Raw genomic sequence first — 24,812 nt, 5'->3', positions numbered from 1 at the left:
TCAGAGTAAAGTGAAATAGAAATGCTTAAAAGTTCTTAAAACGAGTGAATTTTTCTAAAGCTAGAAGTAATTGGTGGCAAGCCTAGTAAGTAGCGACTAAAGAAACGCCACTGATTGCTTGTGTTGGATTGAGTAAAACGTAATAAGTCGCAGACTTGGGTGACAAAATGCTGAGTGTGGTAGTTGTGCCAGAGCCTGCAGATTTGGCGTCGTAGCTGGATGTGCTTGGCGCACTATCTGCACGGATATAGATCTCTGTACCACTGCCGCCAGAGCGTTTGATACTCAGTTTTTTGGTGCCTGCAGGTACGTCAATCGTGAAGAGTTGAGTTGCGCCTGGTGGTAGAGCTATATCCGTAACAGCAACCCCGTTGGTTAGCGAAACCTTTGATGGTACAGAAGCACAGCTTACTCCCACCGTTTTAAATGCTGTGGTGACGTCTGCAACTTTGTAGCCGCGGTTTGCTGCTGCTTTTTCTACACCACAGGCGCCTTGATCGAACGTGCTATTACTACTCCAATAAAGACGATTCGCATCTGCCATGACCTCAAAGGCTTTTCGCGTGTTCCAGCCCAGGCTTGAGGCGAGCAGATAGAAAGCTTTATTGTAGACGCCACTGGAAAAGTGCACATCGAGGTTAGCGTTATATTTGCTGGCGTGGTCTATCGAGCGGCCGTCCATTGGTGGGTTGTACATATAACGTAATGCGCCTGGTGCCTTGAAGATGTCCACGCCGACTTTAAAGTCGTTACTACCCTTGACGAAATACTCGACCGCTTCACCTGCGATGTCTGAAAATGCTTCATTCATGCCGCCGGACATTCCGCTATAAATCAATCCGGAATTTTGTTCTGTAAAACCGTGGCTTACCTCGTGGCCGGTAACATCTAACGCCGTCAGAGGATAGAAGGTTGATGCACCATCACCGAAGTTCATACTATTGCCATCCCAAAATGCATTTTCGTAGGCAACACCGTAATGCACTTTCATTTTGAGTTTCTGTGTAATCGGGCGTACGCCAAGATAGGTTTGATACATATTGAATACCTGATTACCAAAGTAATGGGCATCGTTCATTGGCGAATAGGCGCCATTGACGGGTTTGATGGTATTGCGCGGACAGGTGAAAGTTTGTAGGGTGCCGGTGCCTGAACTACTATTGTTCATGTTGTAGGTATCAACATTGGTGCTGCTGAGTTTGCAATTACCACCGTTGGCCATGACATCCAGAAAGCCAAATCCAGGTGTGCTGCCATATTCATATTGTCCGGTTTTGCTGTTGCCGCCGGGACCGGTTCCAGTTTCTGCGTGGGTTAATCCTTCCCATTTTTGAAGAACAGCCCCCGTATTTGCATCGATAATGAAATGTGGTCGCGAAGGCTGGTTAGGGCGCGAGGTATCTACAAAAGAAACCAAATAAATTAATTGTGCAGTCTGATCATTGTGGAGACGCACATACAAATGGGTTTGCTCATTTTCGGTGCTATTTGTTTGTGCCTGTGTTTTGGCAAAGTTTAACGCTTGTTCAGGTTGATAGAGTGGCTTAGCATTGGGAATATCCTTTTGAACGTCACGGAGCATCGTGCCAGTTAAAATCGCTTGCGACTGACCTGGCGTTAGGTGTTCTGTAATAGTCTCGCCCCACACAGCGACGCCTTGATGATATTGCTGATAACGTGTGACGACTTTTCCATTTGGATACTGTTGACTGCGAACTGGTTTGAGCTCATCGTTGGATAAACCCAATAATTGATGCGTACTGAATGGCGTTACCGTAACGCTTCTTTGTTTGCCTTGGTCTGGGGGCGCAAAGTTATCGAGATTGATGCGCTCTGCTGCAAAAGCCTGCGATGAGCTGAGCAAAAAAACTGCGTAAGAGATGGTTCTTAACAAGTGCTGCGTTTGAAAGCAAGACGTCATATTGTTCTCCGGTAATTTTTATCTATGAACTTATTGATGTGGATTACCAGCAATTAGCGTGTGCCAATGTTTAAATTGAAGATTTAATGTCAATGCGAATCGCTGATAACGCCTGTGAGTTAATCAGAGAAATTGCGTCGAAGGAATGTCTAATATGTCGTAATGTATCAAAACAACATTCGGATCGTATTGAGAAATAATTTAAATTTTAGCTATTTGATCTTATTTTAAATAATATTCTGATAAAAAAATAAATAAAAATTAAGTTCAATTTAAAGTAACTTAATGTATCAACTCTTTTTACTAAAATCAGGGGATTATTTGTTTCGACAATGAGCGGGTCTTGACTGCAATCTGATAGCTAGCTAGGCAATCAGTGTCAGAGCCTTCATACAGCGAGATCTGGTGATAAACGTGTTTAAAGACGTTTAACTGTCTTCGTTGATGTCACGATGTTTTGGCGTATCCATTTTTGCATGTCTAGCCAGATGCGTTGGACTTCAGCATCGGGGGGCATTTGGCTGGCGTTTGGCAGTTCTATCGTCACGACTGGAATATCTTTGTGAATACCGCTGTAATTGCCTAATGAGCCAGGGTACACACCAACCCGGTTATAGATCAATCGACCAAAACGGCTAGGCGGAGATGTCGGTCCGTCAAAATCAAGCACACCAAAAGGGGCATGTACTGAGATCACAACATTCGGTTTGTATTTCTCTATGGTGTCATAGACCCAGCGGCTTTCTGGTTCAGAAATGGGCGCTTTGCCAGGGTAGCGGCGCGGGTCACTGCGGGTGACGCGGGACCAATAAGCGGGCGCTTCTTTTTGCCAGTCCGGTGTGGGAAAGTTGCGGTTTAAATCGACACCATGTGCATTCATGCGACGTGGTTTAGGGGCCAGTAAACCATCAGGATTGATGATAGGGGCGACCTTCCACTGGAACTCTTGTTCGCTACTTTTTTGGATATTCTCCAGCCATTTGAACACAATCGCAGAAGCGGTTTGCTCGTCACCGTGTATTCCGCCGATGAGTAAAACCTTGATGGCATGCGGGTGTTTGGCGCTGGCGCTTAAATCACGCGCAAGCAAAGGGAAGCCATTTAATGAATTGGTTCCGGTTGGTTGTAATTTGGTATTGCGACAATCGTCGACGGATACCTTAGGTAACCTTGCTGCTAAAGGGGTACACCAGTCAGTGACGGTTTTGGGCTTGACAACGGGTGCTGGCGCAGCGGGCTTTGCAGGTGTGGTAGCCGCAAAAAGTGAGCCTGAAAAAGCCGCCATTAATAGCGCGGCATTAGATTTATGTTTGAATCGAATTCGGTTGCAGCAAGATGCAATGAAACTATTTTTCAACGGACTCCATTGCATCTCTACTTCAACTCCTGATGATTATTTCAAGCCAGCAGCGGCACGCAAGATGGCTGCTTTATCTGTGCGTTCCCAGGTGAAATCTGGCTCTTCACGACCAAAGTGACCATAGGCGGCGGTTTTGGAATAGATAGGACGCAACAGATCCAGCATTTGGATAATGCCGCGTGGACGCAAGTCAAAGTGCTCATTCACCAATGCCGCAATTTGCTCGTCAGGGATCACGCCTGTGCCTTCGGTGTACACTGTCACGTTCATAGGACGAGCCACACCAATTGCATATGCGACTTGGATCTGGCATTGACGGGCGATACCGGCAGCGACAATATTCTTTGCCACGTAACGTGCAGCGTAAGCAGCAGAGCGATCAACTTTCGTAGGATCTTTACCGGAGAAAGCCCCACCGCCATGAGGGCATGCGCCACCGTAGGTGTCGACAATAATTTTACGGCCAGTTAAGCCGCAATCGCCTTGTGGGCCGCCGATGACAAAGCGACCAGTCGGGTTAATCAGATATTTGGTGTCTTGCAACCATTCTTTCGGCAACACTGGCTTGATGATTTCTTCGATCACAGCATCGATGAAAGATTGCTTCATCTTGGTCGCTGTTTCGCTTTGATCAGGGCTATGTTGTGTCGACAGAACGACCGTATCAATGCTGTGTGGCTTACCGTCGACATAGCGCATGGTGACCTGGGATTTTGCATCCGGGCGCAAGAATGGCAGGCGGCCATCTTTACGCAATTGTGCCTGACGCTCCACCAGACGGTGCGCGTAGTAAATCGGTGCTGGCATCAATTCTGGTGTTTCATCGCAAGCGTAACCAAACATCAGTCCCTGGTCACCAGCGCCGATATTCAGATAGTCGTCGCTGGCGCGATCGACACCTTGCGCGATGTCATTCGATTGCTTGTCGTAAGCGACCAACACGGCGCAACCTTTGTGATCGATGCCGTAGTCGGTATTGTCGTAACCAATACGCTTGATGGTGTCGCGTGCTACCTGGATGTAATCAACATGGGCATTGGTGGTGATTTCACCAGCCAGAACAACCAGACCAGTGTTGGTCAGGGTTTCAGCCGCAACGCGGGAACGTGGGTCTTGTTCGAGAATCGCATCCAGAATCGCGTCAGAGATCTGATCAGCGACTTTGTCCGGATGTCCTTCGGACACGGATTCTGAGGTAAAAAGGAAATCATTTGCCATCGCAGGCTCCTATAAAAAATGACCGTAAAAAATTGTGCCGCAGTCGGAAAGAGAACCTGCGACGCTTTAGCGGAACTTATATACCGCCTCGCAAGTTGTCTGTTAACTCGGCGGTAGCTTGCTTTTAGGGTTCCTGAGAACGTCCAAAGCTTGCCAATGTGTGATATTTTACGCCTTCTATTCAAGCTGTGTCGAATACCCTTCATTTTTTCTTATATTCTTGATCAGCCTCATGCTCGTCACTCTATTCCGATTATTGTCAATTTTCCCTCTGCCAGTGTTGCATTTTATCGGTGCCTTACTGGGACGTATCGTCTATTTGTTATCAGGATCTTATCGTCGTCGCCTGCAAGAAAACCTTGCCCGTGCTGGTTTTTCTGAACATTTAGGCGATGCTATCCGCGAAGCCGGTAAGAACGTGTTAGAGCTGCCGTTTATCTGGTGCGCCAAACCGGAACGGGTTTTGGCGACTGCCACAATGGAAAATTGGGAACTCTTACAACAAGCCTTAGATGCGAAAAAAGGCGTCATTTTATTAACCCCGCATCTGGGTTGCTTTGAAATCGTGGCGCAAATGATCGCCGCCCGTACCCGTTTGACCGTGTTATATCGCCCACCTCGTAAGGCAGCATTGAAGCCTTTGATCGAAGGCGCGCGCGCACGTGACAATCTCTTGCTGGCGGCTGCCAATTTGTCGGGCGTGCGTATTATGGCCAAGGCCTTAAAAAAAGGCGAGGCGATTGGTTTATTGCCAGATCAGGTACCGCAAGAAGGTGAGGGCGTGTGGGCAAACTTTTTTGGTAAAAAAGCCTACACCATGACCTTGTCAGCCAAATTACACGGCATGAATGGGGCACCGATTATTCTGACGTATGCTGAGCGTCTGCCGCATGGCAAAGGCTATGTTGTGCGTTTTGTGAAGTTTGACGAGGAATTGACGGACGACGTAACACAACAAGCGGAAGCGATTAACCGCTCTATGGAAAAACTGATTGCGCGCTCACCTGGCCAATATTTCTGGAGTTACAACCGCTATAAAAAACCGGAAGGCGTTGACGGCCCTGAGGCTTCAACAGCGCGGGAGCAAGCATGAGGCTGGTGCTCGCGTTGATGTGGTTGTTGCACTGGCTACCTTTGCCAGTGTTGGGACGCTTAGGTGAGGGAGTTGGTAGTATTTTATTTACCTTGATTCCAAAACGCCGCCATATTGCTTTGACCAATTTGCGTTTATGCATGCCGCATCTGAGTGAGGCAGAACGCGAAAAAATCGCTCAACAACATTTTCAGATGTATGCGCGTAGCGTGTTTGAGCGCGGTATTTTGTGGTGGGGCTCCGAAGCCCGATTAAAACGTTTGATTCAGATCGAACCACGAGTGCCCTTGGACGTGATCAAAGCAGGTCCGACCATTTTGATGTGCCCGCATTTTGTTTGTCTGGATGTTGCAGGCGTTGCGGTGATGTTGGAATCGTCTTTGTGTTCGATTTATACCGAACAGCGTAACAAGGTATTTGATCGTGCCTTGCGCCGTGGTCGTTCACGTTTTCGCCCGGTTAAATTGTTTTCCCGTGCAGAAGGCGTTAAACCTATCATCCGTGCCATGACCAAGGATGGATTGCCGTATTTCATGCTGCCAGATATGGATTTTGGTATGAAAAATGCCGAATTTATTCCCTTCTTTGGCATCCCTGCCGCGACGCTGACCGCCATGCCGCGTCTGGCTGCCAGTACCGGTGCCAAAATCGTGCCGGTGATTGCCACCATGCTGCCCAATTACCGCGGCTGGAAAGTGACCTTTCATACGCCTTGGGATAATTATCCTGGCGAAGATGATATGACCACTGCCACCCGTCAGATGAATGCGTTTATTGAGCAAGAAATTTTAAAAGCGCCATCAGAATATTTTTGGGCACATAAGCGATTTAAGACCCGGCCTGAGGGTGAACCCTCGGTCTATTAGTATCCAGTCATATTCGCTCCTGCTATGGCGGGAATCTGCGCGTTGACAAGTTAACATAAACGCCCCTACAATCACCACACAGGTGCAAAGGGGCGCCTGCCCGCTCAAGAGGCTCTCACCCTGCTAAATCACACAGCTCTTTCACTTTATTAATGTGATATTGCCATTTTCGTTTGACGTCAGCGGGTCGTCGATAAGCGAATTGGAGCCTGTCATGTTTAAGTCTTGTTGTACCGTTCGACCATTTCCTATCTCTCGTACACCTCAAAAAAATCTGGAATTTTTATCGGCCTCATTTCATCTCTTCGCTATGAGCTCGGGAGATCAGCAATGAATGCCTTGACGAATGAAATAAAAACTCGTGCCCGGTTGTTACTTAAGCTGCTGGAAAGTAGCAACAATGCGGCCAGCAAACGTGCGCTTATTTTGAGCCGCAAGCAGCGTTGGGAGATACCTGAACAATGGCAGTTGCGCCATTGTCTGAATCTGGCAGCGGCGGATTGTGGCTTTCAGCACTGGGAACATGCGCGCGAGGTTTTAGGTGGTAACTCGGTTGCGAACACCGATATGGGTGATTTCTGGCATGGTGCAGAAGTCAGCGGTTATACCAATCATTGGTTTGCAAATTACGCTGAGGCTCTCGCACAGCTAGAAGCAAAACCGCAGGAGTATTTGCTCCCGTATCGATATCAATATTTGGTGGTCAGTGCCGATTACATCAGTGCTTTGGGGATAGCTCCTGATGCACCTGTATGGGCGCAGATTGCTAACGATCTGGTGGCTGGTTATGCATCAGCTAGCTGGTTGCGTCTGGCACAACAGCGTATGCAAGCAAGCCGCATTGAACGTTTTGAAAGAGTTTGGGATGTGCAACAAAGTGCCTTGGATTTGCAATCAACCGAGGCGGAGGCGCAGCGTGTGTTGAAGACGTTTATACAGAACGGGCGTTTGCTTAAAATTCCTGAGCAACGGAAAAAGCGTCTGGTGATTTTGCAGTGGTTGGTTAATCAGCTGGATGTCGCAAAAAAATATTCTGAACCGGAAATTAATCGCTTCTTTTTGGGCTTTCATGAAGATTATGCGACTTTGCGGCGTGAAATGATCATCAATGGTTTGATGGTGCGAGAGGATGCTGTGTATTGGCGTCAGACTGCGATTCCAATATCAGTTCAATAGCACGTAATCAGATATACTCCCTTATAAAATTGAAAAAAACGTCCAGATATCAACGTGATATTTGGACGTTTTTTATATACTAGCAGGGAGTATGGTAAAGAAGGCTTACGGCAAAAGTTCTACTTCGCCAGGTAATAAACTGTTGGCAGGGAATGCTTCGCCCAGCTTGAGTTTGTCGTAATACGGTTTGAAATCGGGTGCCGTACCATCAAACAATTCCTGGAAGCTGTCGATGACAAAATAGGTTTCTTGATAGCTGTCGATTTTGTACAAGGTATTGAGGCAACGCTCGATGTCCAGATGGATATGGCGTGATGTGGTGCCAGGTGTCAGACAGAATTCGACTTCGCCGCCGGAGGATAAAATACCAGCGCCATAAATTCGCATGCCATCTTTGGTATTGATCAGACCAAATTCGACGGTGTACCAATACAAACGCGCGAGTTGATCAAGCCCACCCAGTTTCATCGCTTTCAAGCCACCTTTGCCATACAACTGCATGTAATCGGCAAACACTGGATTGAACAGCATCGGTACATGACCAAAGAAATCGTGAAACACGTCAGGTTCAACGATGTAATTAAATTCTTCTGGTTTGCGCAACCAGACCGTGACCGGGAAGCGCCGATTTGCCAGATGCTCAAAGAACGTCAATTCCGGAATCAAACCAGGCACGGCAACGATAGTCCAGCCCGTTGCGGCATACAGTTCTTTCGAGGTTTTTTCAAATTCCGGAATACCGTTGGCAGCGTTCATTTGCAGCAGTGCTTCAATAAATTCATCACAAGCACGACCTGGAAGCAAGCTCATCTGACGCTGATATAGCTTGCGCCAGAGTTCATGTTCTTCTTCGGTATACGCTGCCCAGTTTTGTTGAACGACGTAGTGTTCATCCGCGTGCGTGTAATCGCCGCGCAGTGCTGCACCGTCAGATTTGGTGGCGACAGTGGCCAGAAAATCTGCATTCGAGACGGTGGTATCAAGAGTTGTCGTATCCATTTTATATTTTCTTTTTAAGGACAAAAGGCTGACATATTGAAGTGTCAGCCTTTTGTCGTTGTCTCATATTAAATCGCGTGTTGCAGGATAATCAGGCAGGAGCCTTGTCATCTTTCAACACACCGCGGCGAATTTGATCCAGTTCAATCGATTCGAACAAGGCGCGGAAGTTACCTTCACCAAAACCTTGATCGCCTTTACGCTGAATGATTTCAAAGAAGATAGGGCCAATGACTGTCGTCGTGAAAATTTGCAATAACAATTCACGTGATGTTTCTGTGCTCTTACCATCCACCAGAATGCGCAGTTTGCGCAGTTCTTCGAGGTTTTCACCGTGACCTGGCAAACGACGATCAACCAGATCGTAATACGTGTCGATGGTGTCCTGGAACACCACGCCAGCCGCTTTCATGTCGCCGACTGTTTTGTAGACATTGTCGGTACCCATCGCGATGTGCTGTACGCCTTCACCGTGGTACAGATCGAGGTATTCAGCGATCTGAGATTTGTCATCTGACGATTCATTGATAGGAATGCGAATCTTGCCGCATGGGGAAGTCATCGCTTTCGATTTCAGGCCAGTGTGTTTGCCAGCGATATCGAAGTAACGGATTTCACGGAAGTTGAACAGTGTTTCATAGAAATCTGCCCATTCTTTCATGCGACCACGATGTACATTGTGTGTCAGATGATCGATGTAAGTCAGCCCATTGCCAACCGGGTTGGAAGGCACACCTGGCAATGCCACGAAGTCGGCGTCGTAAATGCTGATATTGCCGATCGCGCCGGCTTCTGCGCCGTCTTTACCGTGCCAGCGGTCAACGAAATAAATTAAAGAATCGCCGATACCCTTGATTGCTGGAATATTCAATTCCATTGGGCCAGTTTTATTATCAAAGCCCCATGCACCTAAGTCCAAAGCGCGTTTGTAGGCTGCGTTTGCATCTTTCACGCGGAACGCAAATGCGCATACGGATGGACCGTGCTTGCGGGCAAATTTTTGTGCGAAAGAATCTGGTTCAGCATTGATGATGAAGTTGACATCGCCTTGACGGTACAAAGTGACATCCTTGGTGCGATGTTTAGCAATCGCGGTAAAGCCCATCGTGACGAACAAGTCGCCGAGTGCTTTTGGATCTGGTGCGGCATATTCGATAAACTCAAAGCCATCGGTACCCATTGGGTTTTCCCAAGTCTGGAATGTCATGCTGGTCTCCGTTATAAGGTGTCAACTAAAGGTGTCAACGTAAGTCAATATTGTCGAGTTTTCGTCATTCAGATCAACTGCAAGCTGTGATCGGAAAGCATTATCACTCGCTACGCCATGCTGTTTAAATACCAGTGCTTTGACGTAGATCAAGCTATCAGTATAGTCCGACAAACGCGCCATAAAATTTCAAAATAACCCAAAGATTTTTAAATATGCGCAATAATATTGCTTTAATTTATCATTACATGGCATTTTATGACTGAGATTGTGCTCGATAAAATCGACCGTAAAATTCTTGCTATTCTGCAAGCTGACGGACAACTGACGAATCAGGAAGTGGCGGAACGTATTAATCTTTCCCCGTCGCCATGCCTGCGTCGCATTAAGCGTCTCGAAGAAAGCGGCGTGATACGCAAATACGTTGCTTTGTTGGAGCCCGCAAAAATTGGTTTAGGTTTGCTGGCCTATGTCAACGTACGTTTGGAGAAGCACAGCGATCACCCGGGTAAGGGCGCATCACGCTCGCCACGTGATGATTTTTCCGCTTCGGTTGCGCAATGGCCGGAAGTGGTGGCTTGTTATGCCATGACGGGCGAAATGGATTATTTATTGCGCGTGCATGTCGAGGACATGAACCATTTTTCGCGTTTTATGATGGAAACCTTGCTGCGTCATCCAGCGGTGCTGGATGTGAAATCGAGCTTTGCTTTGCAACAGATAAAAGAGACAACAGCGTTGCCAGTGTTGGGCGCGGGCTGAGGTTTAGGTTGAGATCATCAATTCAGTACTGCAGATTCAATCCGCCAATGTTGTCCGCCCCTTAGAGCAGCGCTGCTTGCACCTGCCTGCGAGACTTATTTTTCCTTCAACCCCGGCAAATGTCTGATCCATTTAACTGCTGCACGAGCATTGGCTTTGATGGTGTAATCAATGGCGGCAACTTGCTCTTGTACTGCTTCACGCAACACGCTCACAGCGTCTGCGGGTAAGAGTTTCAGATAAGCATCTGCCTCCCCGTATTCTCGGTGAATTTCCATACCAGCTTTTTTTGCGATATGGATCATGGTTTGATTCGATGAAAGGCAATGCATGTAGAGTGTGTCCACATCGGCGTTACGGCAGTGGATCGCGCCGCGTTCAAACAATTTGGCGCCTACCCCTTTACCGCGTGCGGTTTTAGAAACAGAAACACCGAATTCTGCGACCGTATCTTTGTTAGTGGCTTCGTCTTTTTCGCTGCGTGGCGCAAATGCCAGGTGACCAACACCGACCAATCTGAAATGATGACTCATCACGCCAAATACCTTGTCGCGCGAAAAATCGAGCCCTTCCACATATTTCTCGACCATTGCATCTGGTAAATAGGTGCCAAAACGCAATAAACGATCACTTTCTTCCAGTGCAAGAAAATGCCGGAGTATGCGGTGTCTATCCTTTTCTGATAGCTCTTTAACATAAATGGTGGGTTTTGAGTGATTACCCAAATGATTAGAGTTGACGGGAAATATATCGGTAGGATTCATAATGGCTCCTTGCTGCAGATGAATTGGTGCAGCGCACAAAGTATTGTAGGCGATCCCTACCGATTATTCCAGAAAACCCTTCAAATACGAAGAAATCATCTACTTTTTAAATTGCTGCACCGCAGAAATTCTTGCTTCGCGTATGGCTTCTGGTATGCGTTGTGGATGATCTGCGCACTGGTGCGCGATCTCACCCCCATTCACTTGTTGCGCTGCATGCAAGGCTGCTTCTAAGAACGCCGGTTGTGGAAAATCGATATTTTCTAAACCGCTGCGCCCGAAACAATCGCATTCTGCTGCACGCAACATGTCAATAAAGCGCTGAGGTTTACGGAAGGCATCATTACGCATGAACATGTCAACGATTGTTGCTGGTCGCATTTCCAAGGCGCGCCCTACATTGCCATGGTCACGCGCTGTCATATAGGCAAGATCACGGCAGTCAGAGGGTACTTTTAAGCGTTGGCACACGATATCGACCAGTTTGGCACTGCGTTCTTCGTGGCCGTGGTGACGTGGCCAGAGTTCTGGCGGTGTCGTGCCTTTGCCCAGATCATGCAAAAGCGCTGCAAACCGTATCGGCAGCGAATAGCCTTGTGCTGCCGCATAGTCGATGACCAACATAATATGGACGCCAGTATCAATCTCTGGATGATATTTTTCAGGTTGCGGTACACCCCAGAGTGCATCTAGTTCTGGCAACAATCGTTGGAGTGCTCCACAAGCACGTAATATCTCGAACATCCGTGAAGGTTTCACTTCCATTAAACCGCGTGCTAATTCTTGCCAGACGCGTTCAGGAACCAAGGCATCAACTTCACCAGCATCAACCATTTTTTTCATTAGCGCCATGGTTTCCGGTGCGACCGAAAAATCATGGGGTGCGACGGAAAAACGTGCCGCAAATCTGGCCAGACGTAGGATGCGAACTGGGTCTTCTTCAAAGGCATCCGAGACATGGCGAAATACGCGTTGTTGCAAATCGCGTTGACCACCAAAAGGATCATGAATCAAGCCCGCTTCGTCTTGTGCCATGGCATTGATCGTTAAATCACGGCGGATGAGGTCTTGTTCTAAAGTGACGTGTTCGTCCGTATGAAACACAAAGCCTTTGTAGCCTGCCGCAGTTTTGCGTTCGGTACGGGCGAGGGCATATTCTGAGTTGGTTTTGGGATGCAAAAAAACCGGAAAATCTTTACCTACAGGACGAAATCCTTCTGCCAGCATTTGTTCTGGTGTGCTGCCAACGACGACGTAGTCGCGATCTTGTACTGGTAAGCCCAGCAGTGCATCACGAACTGCACCGCCGACAATATAGGTTTGTTTCATGATTACTTTTCTGAACGAGCGTCATGCCATGCCATGGTTTCAGTTTCTGCATTCGCCTCACGCATCCATTGCAATACCGCCGGATGAATCGCAATGCGGTCTGCATAAGCTTGCAATGCGGGAGCCAGAGACACACCATAGGTACGGAAGCGCATCACAACCGGTGCGAAATAAGCATCTGCAATCGAGAAGGATCCAAATAAATATTCGGTAGCACCATAGCGGGAAAAGCAATCTTCCCAGATTTCGCAAATACGTCCAATGTCAGCTTGCGCACCCAGTGTTCGGCCTTTACCGGGCAAAGATGCACGTATATTCATTGGCATATCAAAGCGCAATGATGAAAAGCCTGCATGCATTTCTGCGCAAATGCTGCGGGCATGTGCTCGGGCGGCAACATCTTCCGGCCATAAATTTAAAATAGAAAACTGATCGGCCAAAAATTCACAAATAGCAAGTGAATCCCAGACCGTAATGTCGTTAGCGACGAGTACCGGAACCTTACCCGCTGTTGAATATTCCGCAATGCGCGATGTGGTGTCGGGTTGCCCGAGCAATATACGAATTTCTTCAAATGGAATGCCAAACGCTTTCATCAATACCCAAGGTCTCATCGACCATGAGGAGTAGTTTTTATTGCCAATCACGAGCAACATGCGTGCCCGATGTTCATTCATGATCTGAGCCAGCGCTGGATGGATTTCTGTATCTTGCATTATTGTTTTGACTCGTCAGGTAAATCGGCATCGCTGGCAGACATGCCTTTCGGCACTACAACTCCCAGTCGGGCTTTGAGCGATTGCGGTTTTTTTTCAAACAGTGCTGCGTAATACGTCGCGTTGGATAACACGTTTTTGACGTAACCACGCGTTTCATTGAACGGTATCGTTTCGGTAAAAATTGCCCCCTCGACAGGGCGGCTGAGTTTGGCGCGCCATGCACGTGGTCGACCTGGCCCCGCATTGTAGGCGGCAGATGCCAGTGCTTGCGAACCACCTAAGTCAGTGAGCACCATGTTCAGGTAATTGGTACCAAGTACAATATTCGTATCAACGTCATTGACCTGTGCCGGAACAAAGTCTCCTAAGCCCATTTTTTTCGCCACATAGCGTGCTGTTGAAGGCATGATTTGCATTAGACCGGATGCGCCAACATGGGATTTGGCTGACATAATGAAACGCGATTCCTGCCGTATCAAACCATACACCCAAGCCATATCCAGACCGAGTGTTTGTGTCGTTTTGTACATACTTTCGTTAAACGGGGTTGGATAACGCTGGTTGAAATCGACTTCCCCTCTGGTTCGGTCTGAGGTGTTGACCATGCGATCGAGCAAATTATTTTTACGGGCTAATTCTGCTGCTGCCAGATGTTGACGCTCATTGAATTTGCGTAACTCCCAATTCCATTCGCGGGTTCCTTCGGTACGCAAATTCATGGAATAGAACTTCAATGCGTGTTGCAGATGAGGATTTCTTTCCATCGGTGCGAGCTCTTCCGCACTAATGGGTCTGATGGTAATTGGTACGCCAATTTTTTGGCCATTTTCTTCTAAAGACAATTGGCCGTAAAAATGTATCTGATCTGCAATGCTGGAAAAAATCTGACGCGCTTCATCATTTTTACCTTCTGCTTTTAAGGCGCGACCTAACCAATAGACCCATGCAGGATCGCTTTTTAAATTTGGCGGCATAGCATTGATGGCACTCTTGACCAGCTTCCAGTCACCTTCGCGCAGTGCAGTGCGCACGCGCCATTGGTAGGCTTCATTAGAAAACGTCGCGCCATCAGCTCTGACCCAGTAGGCGAGGGCTTCAGGTTCTAACTTTAAGGCTGATTGCAAGGCGATTTGTGCCCATGCATTGCTGCGTTGTGCATCACTGAGTTTGCTGCTAAAACGCGATAATAATTCCGCTGCGCCCGATGGATCATTTTTGGCGATGCGGCCTAAGGCAAGCACAAATAGTTCGCGGCTGGATTTATTATTTTCCGGACCTTGTTTGAACAATTTTTCTGGCTTATCAAATATCTGGCTGACTTTTTTATCAGGTAAGTCCAGTAGTTTGCCTAAGCGCTGTGCTAATGGCTGGGCGCCGTTTTCGGCAGCCATGCGCATTTGCGTCCAAAGATCAGCCTGTGTGAATTGACCGTTATCTGTCAGATAGCTGACCAGGTTATAGCAGCCATCCCCGTAGTCACGTGGGGCATTGAGTAAATTTTTGGCTTCATTGTCGACTTTTTGCCCTTTAATCGCTTTGGACAACACGGCGTAGCAACGCAACTGATTATCATCGGCGACGACAAACAAAGGATATTGCTGGTCAAACAGATCCCAATTTCCTCGTTTGCCCAGCAAGCTTAGCCAGTCGTTACGCATACGATCAGCAATCGCGCTGCCTTCGTATTTGTTAATAAAGTCGGAAATCTCGGTATTGGATGCTCTGGAAAGATGCGCCCTGATACGGTAATAATCAACGTAGGAGTGAATCTCATATTGCGTCAGTGCAGCTGCGTGGAGATCGGCTTTGACAGGGTCGTCATGAAATGCCGCATCGCGCAGCGCCATGAAGCGGTCATCATCGTTGACGAAATTCAGGCTAGCCGCTGATGCAGATAGAGTAGAAAATGCAGTCAGACCTGCTAACATCGTGATTACAAATAAGCTTTTTTTTACAGGCATCTTGATATTGATAGTAGAAGACACAGATAAAATTTCCCTGAAAGAGAGGGGATTTGTACTCTCAGGCAATATTCAGAAATAATCTATTCAGAAAATTTTAACTTGATCCTGCACACTTACATATTTGACAGTATGACACAGCCCAACTCTCCAGAACACAGTGCGAATGTAAATGTCGATCAAACACGTAAAGTGTTGAGGAAAGAGTTGCTGGCGCGAAGAAGGCAAACTCCGGCTGAAATCCGCCAACAGTGGGATCAACTCCTAATGTCAAGTTTGCTGACGTGGTGTGAACAGCATCGAACAAGCAGTGTCGGTGTCTATTGGCCTATTCATGCCGAACCCGATTTACGCGCTTGTTATTCGCCAATGACGCAAATGGGCATACAACTGGCATTGCCTTGGGTTGTTGAAAAAAATGCGCCCTTGCGCTTTCTGGCATGGCAGGAGGGTGATTCGATGACGAGGGATGACTATGGCATCCCTTTACCCGCTCAACGTGAATATTTGATCGTACCAGAGGTGTTATTGATTCCTTGTGTGGGCTTTACTTCGCAAGGATATCGTCTGGGTTATGGCGGCGGCTATTATGACCGTACACTGGCTTTGCACACCGAATGTCATGCGGTAGGTATTGCCTATCATTCGGCTCTTAGCGAATTTGATCGTGGAGTACATGACATTCGTATGCATGAAATTTTGACCGAGCAGGAACTTTTAGAATTTAACTGACGTGTCGGTCTTTTATGTCAAAAATCGTATATACAACACACTTTTAATTCGTTTTCACGAAGGAAGGTCAGGTTTAGTATGCTGACATTGCCAATCTCTTTTTGAGTCTCATGTCTTACGTTGCAACCTATTACGTGTTTATCTCTGTTCTTCCTTCACTTTACATTTACATACAGTGCATGGCGCAGTTTTTTTAGTGAATATAGTTAAACCCTATCCAATTTGAAACTTGCCATGGCACTTCAATACCCCAGCGCGCTTCCATCTGGATTGCGCGGATCGGAAAAGCCGAAAAATATACCTTCACCGATTTGTATGGTTTGCGTCTTTCCCAGAACTTGAGCTTGTTTCAGGTGCTGTCCCTTTTGTTCCAGAATAGACAAGGTATCTGCACTAATTCCTTTTTCGTAGCGCAGCTGATCTGGCATCCATTGCTGGTGTACACGTGGAGAAATAGTTGCCTCAGCGACATTCATGTCAAAATCAATCACGTTGATAATGGTCTGTAGTGTCGTCGTGATGATACGGCTGCCACCCGGGCTGCCGGTGACTAAAAATGGCTTGTTGTCTTTGAGTACGATCGTTGGCGACATCGAGCTGAGTGGGCGTTTAAATGCCTGCACGGCGTTTGCTGCACCGCCGACTAAGCCAAAGGTATTCGGCTCGCCAGCTTTAATTGAAAAATCATCCATTTCATCATTGAGGACGATGCCAGTACCGGCCGCTACGATGCCACTACCAAAATTTAAATTTAATGTGTAAGTGGTCGCTACTACGTTTCCATGTTTATCAGCAACGCTATAGTGGGTTGTCTGATCACTTTCGTAGGCGACCGGGGTGCCTGGCTTGATGCTCTCAGACGGGGTCGCATGGTTGAGGTCGATTTTCTTTACCAGCGCATCTGCATAAGATTTGGATGTGAGTCCGGCAACCGGCACTTTGAAGAAGTCTGGATCGCCGAGGTATTCTGAACGATCGGCATAGGCCAGTTTCATCACTTCACTTAACTCATGCAAGGTTTTGGCGCTGTTGGCGCCTTGTTCTTTCAGTGGGAAATGCTCAAGCATATTCAACATCTGCACAATATGTACACCGCCAGAGCTAGGTGGCGGCATAGAAACGATTTGATAGCCGCGATAATTTCCCGTAACTGGAATGCGTTCTATCGCTTTGTAATTTTTCAGATCGGTGGCGGAGATAATGCCGTTATGTTGCTGCATTTCGGCGACGATTTTTTTTGCAATCTCGCCTTCATAAAATGCTTTCGGACCTTGGTCCGCAATCAGTCTCAGCGAGTGTGCCAGATCTTTTTGAACCAGTTTTTCACCAGTGCTTAAAGGGATGTTATTTTTGAAAAATATGGCGCGGCTGGCGGGCCATTTGCCTAAATGTTCCTGATCAGCCTCCAGCAAAGAAGCCAGATGCGGACTGATGTTAAAACCTTGTTCCGCGAGCTTGATTGCCGGGGCAATAACGTCAGACAGGCGCATCGTGCCGTATTGACGTAAGGCCAGATCAAGGCCAGCAACCGTACCCGGAACACCAATCGCTTTGTGGCTGTATATTGAACTATTGGGAATAACTTTGCCATTGGCGTCGAGATACATGTCCCGGTGCGCTTTTTCAGGCGCTAATTCACGAAAATCTAATGCAATGTCTTTGTCAGATTTGGCATCGTGAATCAGCATAAAACCACCACCACCAATATTTCCTGCATTCGGTAATACGACCGCTAGTGCAAAACCGACTGCGACGGCCGCATCGACGGCATTGCCGCCGCGTTTCAGAATATCTGCGCCAACCTGCGTTGCTAATGCCTGTTCGGTGACGACCATGCCGTTGGGGTTGCTGACTGGGCTGACGATAGGAAAATTGGTGTCATAACGAACATTGGCAGCAATCTGCGCCTGACTGAGCTGGCCGTTGAGACTGAATGCCGCGAAGATAGCGAATCTGAGGAAATTTTTATTGTTGATGATCACGGATGTTCACTCCAATTGAGCTTTATTTCTAAGGCAGGCATAAAACACTGTCCGGGAGCACAAAATGATCCAGGAAGAATTGTGGTAAGCCATGTATTAGCCACATCCTAACAGAGCTTTTTATTTTCGTTCGAGATCTGATTTTTTCAACAACATAAAAAAAGCCACCCGAAGGTGGCTTTCATCATTTTTGCATGTTGCAAACGGTTGCAACGAGAAGCAAAAATTATTTTGCTTCAGCTTCAGCAGATACGGCACCAGCTGGTACTGTAGCGATAGCAACAGTAGCGTCATCACCGTGTACAACTGCTGTAACGCCTTTTGGCAATACCAGGCCAGATACGTGGATAGATTGACCAGCGTCCAGTTTGGACAGATCAACTTCAACGAATTCTGGCAAATCTGCTGGCAAGCAAGAGATGTCCAATTCAACTGCAACGTGGCTGATAACAGCAGCGTGCAATTTAACAGCTGGGGATACGTCAGCGTTAACAAAGTGCAGAGGCACTTTAACGTGGATTTTTTGGTTAGGATCAACGCGTTGGAAATCAGCGTGCAATACTAATTGTTTGTATGCGTGGACTTGGAAGTCGCGCAACAGAACTTTTTCTACTTTACCGTCAACTTCCATGTCCAGGATAGAAGAGTGAAACGCTTCTTTTTTCAATGCATGGTACAGCGCATTGTGATCCAGAGTGATGGATACTGGGGCTTCTGGGCCGCCGTAGATGATGCCAGGTGTTTGGCCAGCATTGCGCAGGCGGCGGCTCGCTCCGGTCCCCTGTTCTTTGCGTGCAAATGCGATAACTTTCATGGTGTTACTCCAAAATATGCAAGAGCTAACTTGCGGTTTTGCACCCCCGCGACCAGGGATACAGAGAAAACGCCCCTGCTAAAAAAGTAGCAAGGGCGCAGAAAAAATTGAGTTGTATTAATCTGTGAACAAAGAGATGACAGATTCGCCTTTAGTGATGCGGCGGAAAGTTTCTGCCAATAAGCTGTCGCAAGATAACTGACGAATCTTGGAGCATGCTCTTGCAGCTTCAGACAATGGAATCGTATCAGTAACGACCAATTCATCCAGTGGCGATTGCGAAATACGCTGAATTGCCGGACCGGACAAGACTGGGTGGGTACAGTACGCCAATACTTTCTTGGCACCACGTTCTTTCAATACTTCTGCGGCTTTCGTCAATGTACCTGCAGTGTCAACCATGTCATCCATGATCACGCAGTTACGGCCCTCAACTTCACCGATGATGTTCATGACTTCGGATACATTGGCTTTTGGACGACGTTTGTCGATAATTGCCAGATCGCAACCTAAACGTTTTGCTAAAGCACGGGCACGAACCACGCCACCAACGTCAGGAGAGACGACTAATAAATCGTCATAATTTTTTGCAACCAGATCACCCAACAAAATTGGTGATGCGTAGATGTTGTCTACCGGAATATCAAAGAAACCCTGAATCTGATCAGCATGCAAATCCATAATTAAAACACGGTCAACGCCTGCTTCTTCCAGCATGTTGGCAACCACTTTAGCAGAGATCGCAACACGTGCTGAACGTGGGCGGCGATCCTGACGGGCATAACCAAAGTAAGGAATCGCTGCCGTAATACGACCAGCAGAAGCGCGTTTTAATGCATCAACCATCAACATGATTTCCATCAGGTTGTCATTGGTTGGTGCGCAGGTGGATTGCAAAACGAAGACATCTTTGCCACGGACGTTTTCATTGATCTCGACCATCACTTCACCGTCAGAGAACTTGGAAACATCTGCTTTACCGAGAGGAATGCCCAGTTGTTTGGCGACACCAGCTGCTAATGCAGGATTAGCGTTACCAGTGAAGACCATCATATTGTCATTTGCGCGCGCGTTTGCCATGGCGGGACCTATCGGCTGAATTTTTGAGGATTTGATTAATTTACATAGCTTTTTGCAAATTAATCAAAGATAAAAACTGAAAAAGCCGCCGCACATTGATGCGGCGGCTTTAATTTAATGGCAGGGGAAGAAGGATTCGAACCTTCGCATGCCGGAATCAAAATCCGGTGCCTTAACCAGCTTGGCGATTCCCCTACACAACCGTTTGTCTGTCGTCCTGATTTTTTGTCGAATTTTTTATCAACTTCAAATCGGCATCAGACCAAATTTTTACTTCTACAATAAGTCTGCCATCGGGTGGCGACTCAGCGCTTTTGCTTTCCATGATACCCAGCGATCTGGGACTTGGTTAATTACTTTGTCTGCTGCCGCTTCATCGGCAAAAGCACAAAAAACACAAGCTCCGGATCCTGTCATCTTCGCGTTTCCGAATTGTGACAGCCAAGTAACCGCTTCGTCAACTACCGGAAACAGTGCGCAGGCAACTGTTTGCAGATCATTTTTCCAAAACATTTCAGCAGTGCTGGAAAAGTCCGCTATTCTGACGGGCTTACTGTCTCTTGTCAACTCCTTTGCAGAAAAAATTGCTGGAGTCGGAACTTGCACCCCTGGTTCTATCACTACAAACCAACGTTCTGGCGTCTGAATTACCTGCAATTCTTCCCCGATACCTTCTGCAAAAGCGTTTTCTCCAAAGATGAAAAAGGGGACATCAGCGCCTAATTGTAACCCTAATTGCATTAACTCCGCTTTATTGAGTTCGGTTTGCCATAAATGATTTAGCGCAATCAGAGTCGAAGCAGCGTCCGATGAGCCGCCACCAACGCCACCACCCATAGGCAAAATTTTATTTAGCGTGAGATTTGCGCCGAGCTGGCATCTTGTGTGCTGCTGCAATAGCTGGGCGGCGCGGACGATCAGATCAGTCTCAGCGGATACGCCGGGAATATCGTTGGTCCGCACGATGGCATTATCTGTACGAATTGCAATATCCATGGTGTCACAGCGATCAATGAGCTGAAAGGCGGTTTGCAATAAGTGGTATCCATCCGCACGGCGGCCGGTCACGTGAAGAAATAAATTGAGCTTAGCTGGTGCCTGACAATGGATGCGCGTTTGTTTCATATTGATAAGCAAGTGCTTTAAGGGTTTGGAGCCTGGATAAAAATACTGATACTGACATTGCCAGCTTGTTGTGTATAGCGACTTATTTCTATGCGTTTTGGTAGGTCGGTATGATCTTGCCAACTAGCGTAGCGTAAAGTCCAGCCACTATTTTGCAGAGTCTGATCTACGCGAATTAAAGCCTGGCGCTGACCATTTTCCTGCGGAATAAAGCCTTGTAGCCAGTCGCGCATGCCGGCAACCGGAAGTGACCAGCCCAAACTCTCTTGCAGTAATTGATCGAGATTCTGCGCATAACGTGGAGATTGACCTTCTTGTTCTAGTATCGCTCTGTTATCGTCTAAGGTAATTCTGGCCAGGGTCTGACCAAGTGGGGATAAGAGATTGATACGCAGATGTTGGCCACTTTGTTCCCATTCAAAGCTGCCTGGCAATTGTTGCAGCTTATTATCTTTTTCGTAGCGTACCGATATTTTTCCACTCAGTTGTATGTTGTCTTGATAGGTGCGCGAATCGAAGCTGGTCGCATTGACGCTATTTTGCCCTTGTTGCATGCCAATACTGGCGCAGGCACTGCACAGTATTACGCTGGCGAACATCACAGATAGCGTTAGCCATCGGCTATATTTGAATATCATGTATTGATGATTTTAGTTGCATTGGTATGTGCTGGCCTGAATTTGCTTGCATTTGATTTATTTCCAAATGCAAGCAATTCGGCCGTCAAAGAAGGATTCTGGTCCAGGCTCTACAGATGGACGTTCAAGCGATCCAGAGTGCTTTTTAGTGATGAATTTTCCGGGTCTTTGGTGCGCGCTTCGCGCCACAATTTGACCGCCTTGTCTTTATTGCCTGCGCGCCACAGGACTTCGCCAAGATGTACTGCAATATCGGCATCCGGACGTAGTTCGTAGGCGCGACGTAAGGCGGTTTCTGCCTCATCGTATTTGGCAAGGCGGAACTTCACCCAACCGAGGCTATCAAGAATGAACGGATCATCCGGCGCTAATTGATTAGCTTTTTCTATCAGCACCAAGGCTTCTTCGAGCTTTATATTGCGATCAGCAAAGGAATAACCAAGCGCGTTGTATGCATGCTGGCTATTGGGAGCTAGTTCAATCACCTTCCGCAACAGCGTTTCCATTTGTAGTACACGATCCTGAGATTCTAATAACATCGCGTAGTCATACATTAAATCCGGACTGTTCGGATGTGCTGCTAAACCTGCTTTGAAAACTTGTTCGGCGCGATCAGTTTGTCGTGTATCTCTTAAGATTTGTGCTTCTGTTTGTATTACCTGAAGTTGATCATTTTCTGCTGTTGGCTTGAGTTCGTGCAATAAACTCAGCGCTTCGTCGGTGTTACTGAGTTTGATAAGCAGGCTGGCGCGCCGCAATTGCGCATTGAACCAGGCCGGATTGCGTCCTTCGTATGACTCGATTTTGGCTAGCCATTCCTGTGCAGATTTGTAGTCTTTACGATCTATCGCAATCCCCGCCAGATTCATGTAGGTAGATGTAGCGTCGCGATCCTCTGATTTTTCTTCAAGCGTTTTTAAGTAGCGTAAAAAATATTCTTCCGCTTGCTGCAATTGATTTTTTCCCAGTGCCAACACGCCAAGTGTGTACATCGAGTTGAGGTCATCCGGAGTGTCACGCAACAGCAGTTGAAATTGTTCCTGGGCTTTATCGAATTGCTTGAGATCGATGAGGATACTGGCATATGCCAGGCGAATATCGCGCGCGCCAGGATTTTTCGCAATAAATCCTGCTAAAGCCTGTGCCGCATCAGGTTGCGCCGAGGCCTGCGCAATTGTCAGAATCGCCAATTGCGATTCAGGATGTGCCGCGAGCATGATTTTCGCTTCAATGATTGCGCGCTGACCATCTCCCTTGTTGTAGGCGCCTTGCGCCAGCGCAAGGTGAGCTTCCGGCAATGCCTTGTATGGTGCAAGAATTTCTTCAAGCACGTCAAATGCAGCATTTTTATCTCGTGCGCGAGATAACAAGCGCTGCGCTTGTAGCATGATCACGCCATATTGCTTGCTATCTGCGTTGGCTAATTTTTCTGTAAATACTTGCTTGATCTCAGACAAATTATTATTCATGACCATGAAGCCGAGGTAGTACTGAGTCGCTTCATTGGAATCTGGAGCCAGTTCGCGCCATAAGCGTATCGCCACTAATGCTTCGCCCGCTTGCTTGGCGCTTAGAGCGATTTCAGCAGAACGTCGGGCGAGTCTGGGGTCGCGGGTTTGCTGTGCGGTGGTCAGTAAAGTGACATAGGCTGCTTGCCAGCTTCCTCGCTGATAGGCAATTTCAGCGGTTAGTATTTTGTAAAACAGCTCATCAGTGAGTACCGCATTTGGTAGTTTTTCTTTATTTTCAATGACGGGAGGTGCTGCTCCATTCAAATCCTTGTCTGCGGCTAATGCCGCTTGTGCAGCTTCGTGGGCATGATTGGTATCAGTACCAGTGCTGGTGGTCTTACCTCCTAAACTGGCACACGCTGATAATAGCGCAGCACAAGTGAGATAAGCCGCTGGGCGAAGTGCGGATACAATGGAGGTAGTGACAGAAGCAGAAATAGTTTTCAAGACGAATCCGAAATGAGCGTTGATGGCTGATTTTACGCTGAAGTATTCAAGGTGTGTATTTTCGCCAATGACTAATCAGTGATAAAACGGTATAAGTCTTGTGTCAAATTGTAAAGACAAGGCGATTTTCGGTAAACACCCGAATAACAGACGTAGATATAGACATAGATGATTTACAGAATAAGTTGATTATGACATTGTTGCGCCTAAGGTTTTTTCTTGTAAAAAGCTAATTGTAGAACCATTTTTTCAATAAAAGTTCCAGACGATGCCTGAATTACCTGAAGTTGAAGTGACGCGCCGTGGTGTGGATCCGCATTTGACGGGACGCGTGGTGACTGATGTTATTTTGCGACGCGAAGGTCTTCGCTGGCCATTCCCGGCAAATTTGCGCGCCCTCTTGGCTGGACAAAAGGTGCTCTCAACGGGACGTCGTGGTAAATATTTATTGTTGAACTTTACCCATGGCACTGTGCTGATTCATTTAGGCATGTCCGGACACTTACGCATCTTGCCGCGTAACACGCCGGCGGCTAAACACGACCATATTGACATTATTATCGACGAACAATGCTTGAGGATGACTGATCCGCGGCGCTTCGGAGCAGTGCTCTGGCATGCGTTGGAAGACGGCAACATCGAACATCATCCCTTATTGAGTGGCTTGGGTGTGGAACCACTAGAAGCCGGATTTAATGCTGAACTTCTGTTTGAGGAGAGCAGAACGCGTAGTGCCCCGATTAAGCAAGTGTTGTTAGCCGGGGACATTGTGGTTGGGGTCGGTAACATTTACGCGTCAGAAAGCTTATTCAAAGCGCGTATTAATCCTAAAATTCAGGCAAAACGCATCAGTCTGGCTCGTTATAATTTGCTGGTCAGCGCCATTCGTGAGACATTGGCCGCGGCGATAGAGCAGGGTGGCAGCACGCTGAAAGACTTTATTAGTGTGAATGGTCAAAGTGGTTATTTTCAGCAAAATTACTTTGTGTATGACCGCGCTGGTGAGGCATGTCGAATTTGCCAGACGCCTATTCGACAAATACGTCAGGGACAAAGAAGTAGTTTTTATTGTGTATTTTGCCAGAAATAATTGGCTTTTGTTGTCTCA

General features: G+C 47.3%; 22 protein-coding genes and 1 tRNA gene. 6 read left to right on the top strand and 17 right to left on the bottom strand.

What is annotated here, in order from left to right; all coding sequences use genetic code 11:
• Positions 1–82: 82 nt before the first annotated feature.
• The 3 genes from H8K32_RS03895 to metK form a co-directional block, all read right to left on the bottom strand.
• Positions 83–1,921 carry a M4 family metallopeptidase gene (locus H8K32_RS03895; protein WP_186911161.1) on the bottom strand — a complete coding sequence of 613 codons (1,839 nt, stop codon included), beginning with the start codon at positions 1,919–1,921 and terminating at the stop codon, positions 83–85.
• 418 nt (positions 1,922–2,339) lie between these two features.
• Positions 2,340–3,206, bottom strand: a complete 867-nt coding sequence (locus H8K32_RS03890) for a M14 family zinc carboxypeptidase (protein ID WP_186911250.1) — start codon at positions 3,204–3,206, stop codon at positions 2,340–2,342.
• Between the two features lie 108 nt (positions 3,207–3,314).
• Positions 3,315–4,499, bottom strand: coding sequence for a methionine adenosyltransferase (metK, locus tag H8K32_RS03885; RefSeq protein WP_186911160.1), 1,185 nt, complete (start codon positions 4,497–4,499; stop codon positions 3,315–3,317).
• A gap of 232 nt (positions 4,500–4,731) precedes the next feature.
• Between metK and H8K32_RS03880 the strand changes: the two genes are divergently transcribed.
• From H8K32_RS03880 to H8K32_RS03870, 3 genes are all read left to right on the top strand, one after another.
• The gene (locus H8K32_RS03880; RefSeq protein ID WP_186911159.1) at positions 4,732–5,592 is read left to right on the top strand and encodes a lysophospholipid acyltransferase family protein; all 861 of its coding nucleotides are present in this window, start codon (positions 4,732–4,734) and stop codon (positions 5,590–5,592) included.
• Positions 5,589–6,458, top strand: a complete 870-nt coding sequence (locus tag H8K32_RS03875; RefSeq protein WP_186911158.1) for an LpxL/LpxP family acyltransferase — start codon at positions 5,589–5,591, stop codon at positions 6,456–6,458. The genes H8K32_RS03880 and H8K32_RS03875 overlap by 4 nt, the downstream gene beginning before the upstream one ends.
• A gap of 330 nt (positions 6,459–6,788) precedes the next feature.
• Positions 6,789–7,634, top strand: a complete 846-nt coding sequence (locus tag H8K32_RS03870; protein WP_186911157.1) for a DUF2087 domain-containing protein — start codon at positions 6,789–6,791, stop codon at positions 7,632–7,634.
• 105 nt (positions 7,635–7,739) lie between these two features.
• On the opposite strand, the gene phhA is transcribed toward H8K32_RS03870, so the two are convergent.
• The 3 genes from phhA to H8K32_RS03855 form a co-directional block, all read right to left on the bottom strand.
• Complete coding sequence (phhA, locus tag H8K32_RS03865; protein WP_186911156.1) at positions 7,740–8,633, bottom strand: phenylalanine 4-monooxygenase; 894 nt, start codon at positions 8,631–8,633, stop codon at positions 7,740–7,742.
• A gap of 91 nt (positions 8,634–8,724) precedes the next feature.
• Complete coding sequence (gene hppD / locus H8K32_RS03860) at positions 8,725–9,840, bottom strand: 4-hydroxyphenylpyruvate dioxygenase (RefSeq protein ID WP_186911155.1); 1,116 nt, start codon at positions 9,838–9,840, stop codon at positions 8,725–8,727.
• Positions 9,841–9,861: 21 nt separating this feature from the next.
• The gene (locus tag H8K32_RS03855) at positions 9,862–10,023 is read right to left on the bottom strand and encodes a hypothetical protein (RefSeq protein ID WP_186911154.1); all 162 of its coding nucleotides are present in this window, start codon (positions 10,021–10,023) and stop codon (positions 9,862–9,864) included.
• 75 nt (positions 10,024–10,098) lie between these two features.
• Here H8K32_RS03855 and H8K32_RS03850 point away from each other — a divergent pair, with 75 nt between their 5' ends.
• Positions 10,099–10,602 carry an Lrp/AsnC family transcriptional regulator gene (locus H8K32_RS03850; RefSeq protein WP_186911153.1) on the top strand — a complete coding sequence of 168 codons (504 nt, stop codon included), beginning with the start codon at positions 10,099–10,101 and terminating at the stop codon, positions 10,600–10,602.
• A 95-nt stretch (positions 10,603–10,697) separates the two neighbouring features.
• Here the strand turns inward: H8K32_RS03850 and H8K32_RS03845 are convergent, their stop codons facing one another.
• The 4 genes from H8K32_RS03845 to H8K32_RS03830 all read right to left on the bottom strand — a co-directional run bounded on the left by H8K32_RS03845 (position 10,698) and on the right by H8K32_RS03830 (position 15,399).
• Positions 10,698–11,366, bottom strand: coding sequence for a GNAT family N-acetyltransferase (locus H8K32_RS03845; protein ID WP_186911152.1), 669 nt, complete (start codon positions 11,364–11,366; stop codon positions 10,698–10,700).
• A gap of 99 nt (positions 11,367–11,465) precedes the next feature.
• Positions 11,466–12,695, bottom strand: coding sequence for a multifunctional CCA addition/repair protein (locus tag H8K32_RS03840; RefSeq protein ID WP_186911151.1), 1,230 nt, complete (start codon positions 12,693–12,695; stop codon positions 11,466–11,468).
• Between the two features lie 2 nt (positions 12,696–12,697).
• Positions 12,698–13,411, bottom strand: a complete 714-nt coding sequence (locus tag H8K32_RS03835) for a glutathione S-transferase family protein (RefSeq protein WP_186911150.1) — start codon at positions 13,409–13,411, stop codon at positions 12,698–12,700.
• A complete protein-coding gene (locus H8K32_RS03830; RefSeq protein WP_343067924.1) occupies positions 13,411–15,399 on the bottom strand; it encodes a lytic transglycosylase domain-containing protein in 1,989 nt (662 codons plus the stop codon). Before H8K32_RS03830 ends, H8K32_RS03835 begins: the two co-directional genes overlap by 1 nt.
• A gap of 108 nt (positions 15,400–15,507) precedes the next feature.
• Here H8K32_RS03830 and H8K32_RS03825 point away from each other — a divergent pair, with 108 nt between their 5' ends.
• Complete coding sequence (locus H8K32_RS03825; RefSeq protein WP_186911149.1) at positions 15,508–16,107, top strand: 5-formyltetrahydrofolate cyclo-ligase; 600 nt, start codon at positions 15,508–15,510, stop codon at positions 16,105–16,107.
• 242 nt (positions 16,108–16,349) lie between these two features.
• Here the strand turns inward: H8K32_RS03825 and ggt are convergent, their stop codons facing one another.
• The 7 genes from ggt to H8K32_RS03790 form a co-directional block, all read right to left on the bottom strand.
• On the bottom strand, positions 16,350–18,053 hold the full coding sequence (ggt, locus tag H8K32_RS03820; RefSeq protein ID WP_343067926.1) for a gamma-glutamyltransferase: 1,704 nt from the start codon (positions 18,051–18,053) through the stop codon (positions 16,350–16,352).
• Positions 18,054–18,315: 262 nt separating this feature from the next.
• Positions 18,316–18,903 carry a 50S ribosomal protein L25/general stress protein Ctc gene (locus H8K32_RS03815; protein WP_186911148.1) on the bottom strand — a complete coding sequence of 196 codons (588 nt, stop codon included), beginning with the start codon at positions 18,901–18,903 and terminating at the stop codon, positions 18,316–18,318.
• 117 nt (positions 18,904–19,020) lie between these two features.
• Positions 19,021–19,983, bottom strand: a complete 963-nt coding sequence (locus H8K32_RS03810) for a ribose-phosphate pyrophosphokinase (protein ID WP_186911147.1) — start codon at positions 19,981–19,983, stop codon at positions 19,021–19,023.
• A gap of 118 nt (positions 19,984–20,101) precedes the next feature.
• Positions 20,102–20,178 (bottom strand) — tRNA-Gln (locus H8K32_RS03805).
• 81 nt (positions 20,179–20,259) lie between these two features.
• Entirely contained in the window at positions 20,260–21,108 is an 849-nt protein-coding gene (ispE, locus tag H8K32_RS03800) for a 4-(cytidine 5'-diphospho)-2-C-methyl-D-erythritol kinase (RefSeq protein WP_186911146.1), read from the bottom strand.
• A 17-nt stretch (positions 21,109–21,125) separates the two neighbouring features.
• Positions 21,126–21,746 (bottom strand): lipoprotein insertase outer membrane protein LolB, encoded by a 621-nt coding sequence (gene lolB, locus H8K32_RS03795; protein ID WP_186911145.1) that lies wholly within the window; start codon positions 21,744–21,746, stop codon positions 21,126–21,128.
• Positions 21,747–21,856: 110 nt separating this feature from the next.
• Positions 21,857–23,704 carry a tetratricopeptide repeat protein gene (locus H8K32_RS03790; RefSeq protein ID WP_186911144.1) on the bottom strand — a complete coding sequence of 616 codons (1,848 nt, stop codon included), beginning with the start codon at positions 23,702–23,704 and terminating at the stop codon, positions 21,857–21,859.
• A gap of 268 nt (positions 23,705–23,972) precedes the next feature.
• Between H8K32_RS03790 and mutM the strand changes: the two genes are divergently transcribed.
• Entirely contained in the window at positions 23,973–24,794 is an 822-nt protein-coding gene (gene mutM, locus H8K32_RS03785) for a bifunctional DNA-formamidopyrimidine glycosylase/DNA-(apurinic or apyrimidinic site) lyase (RefSeq protein WP_186911143.1), read from the top strand.
• Positions 24,795–24,812 lie beyond the last annotated feature (18 nt).

It is taken from the genome of Cognatundibacterium jejuense, assembly GCF_014284255.1.
GTDB classification, from domain to species: Bacteria; Pseudomonadota; Gammaproteobacteria; order Burkholderiales; family Burkholderiaceae_D; genus Undibacterium; species Undibacterium jejuense.
Note: the sequence above shows the minus strand (reverse complement) of the source record. Positions and strands in the feature narration are given on the sequence as shown.

Coding starts and splice junctions, on each gene's coding strand:
- H8K32_RS03880 (WP_186911159.1), top strand. CDS start 4,732: ATGCTCGTCACTCTATTCCGATTATTGTCAATTTTCCCTCTGCCAGTG.
- H8K32_RS03825 (WP_186911149.1), top strand. CDS start 15,508: ATGACACAGCCCAACTCTCCAGAACACAGTGCGAATGTAAATGTCGAT.
- phhA (WP_186911156.1), bottom strand. CDS start 8,633: ATGGATACGACAACTCTTGATACCACCGTCTCGAATGCAGATTTTCTG.
- H8K32_RS03895 (WP_186911161.1), bottom strand. CDS start 1,921: ATGACGTCTTGCTTTCAAACGCAGCACTTGTTAAGAACCATCTCTTAC.
- ispE (WP_186911146.1), bottom strand. CDS start 21,108: ATGAAACAAACGCGCATCCATTGTCAGGCACCAGCTAAGCTCAATTTA.
- H8K32_RS03815 (WP_186911148.1), bottom strand. CDS start 18,903: ATGAAAGTTATCGCATTTGCACGCAAAGAACAGGGGACCGGAGCGAGC.
- mutM (WP_186911143.1), top strand. CDS start 23,973: ATGCCTGAATTACCTGAAGTTGAAGTGACGCGCCGTGGTGTGGATCCG.
- H8K32_RS03870 (WP_186911157.1), top strand. CDS start 6,789: ATGAATGCCTTGACGAATGAAATAAAAACTCGTGCCCGGTTGTTACTT.
- hppD (WP_186911155.1), bottom strand. CDS start 9,840: ATGACATTCCAGACTTGGGAAAACCCAATGGGTACCGATGGCTTTGAG.
- H8K32_RS03840 (WP_186911151.1), bottom strand. CDS start 12,695: ATGAAACAAACCTATATTGTCGGCGGTGCAGTTCGTGATGCACTGCTG.
- H8K32_RS03855 (WP_186911154.1), bottom strand. CDS start 10,023: ATGGCGCGTTTGTCGGACTATACTGATAGCTTGATCTACGTCAAAGCA.
- H8K32_RS03875 (WP_186911158.1), top strand. CDS start 5,589: ATGAGGCTGGTGCTCGCGTTGATGTGGTTGTTGCACTGGCTACCTTTG.
- H8K32_RS03850 (WP_186911153.1), top strand. CDS start 10,099: ATGACTGAGATTGTGCTCGATAAAATCGACCGTAAAATTCTTGCTATT.
- H8K32_RS03890 (WP_186911250.1), bottom strand. CDS start 3,206: ATGGCGGCTTTTTCAGGCTCACTTTTTGCGGCTACCACACCTGCAAAG.
- H8K32_RS03835 (WP_186911150.1), bottom strand. CDS start 13,411: ATGCAAGATACAGAAATCCATCCAGCGCTGGCTCAGATCATGAATGAA.
- H8K32_RS03845 (WP_186911152.1), bottom strand. CDS start 11,366: ATGAATCCTACCGATATATTTCCCGTCAACTCTAATCATTTGGGTAAT.
- metK (WP_186911160.1), bottom strand. CDS start 4,499: ATGGCAAATGATTTCCTTTTTACCTCAGAATCCGTGTCCGAAGGACAT.
- H8K32_RS03810 (WP_186911147.1), bottom strand. CDS start 19,983: ATGGCAAACGCGCGCGCAAATGACAATATGATGGTCTTCACTGGTAAC.
- lolB (WP_186911145.1), bottom strand. CDS start 21,746: ATGATATTCAAATATAGCCGATGGCTAACGCTATCTGTGATGTTCGCC.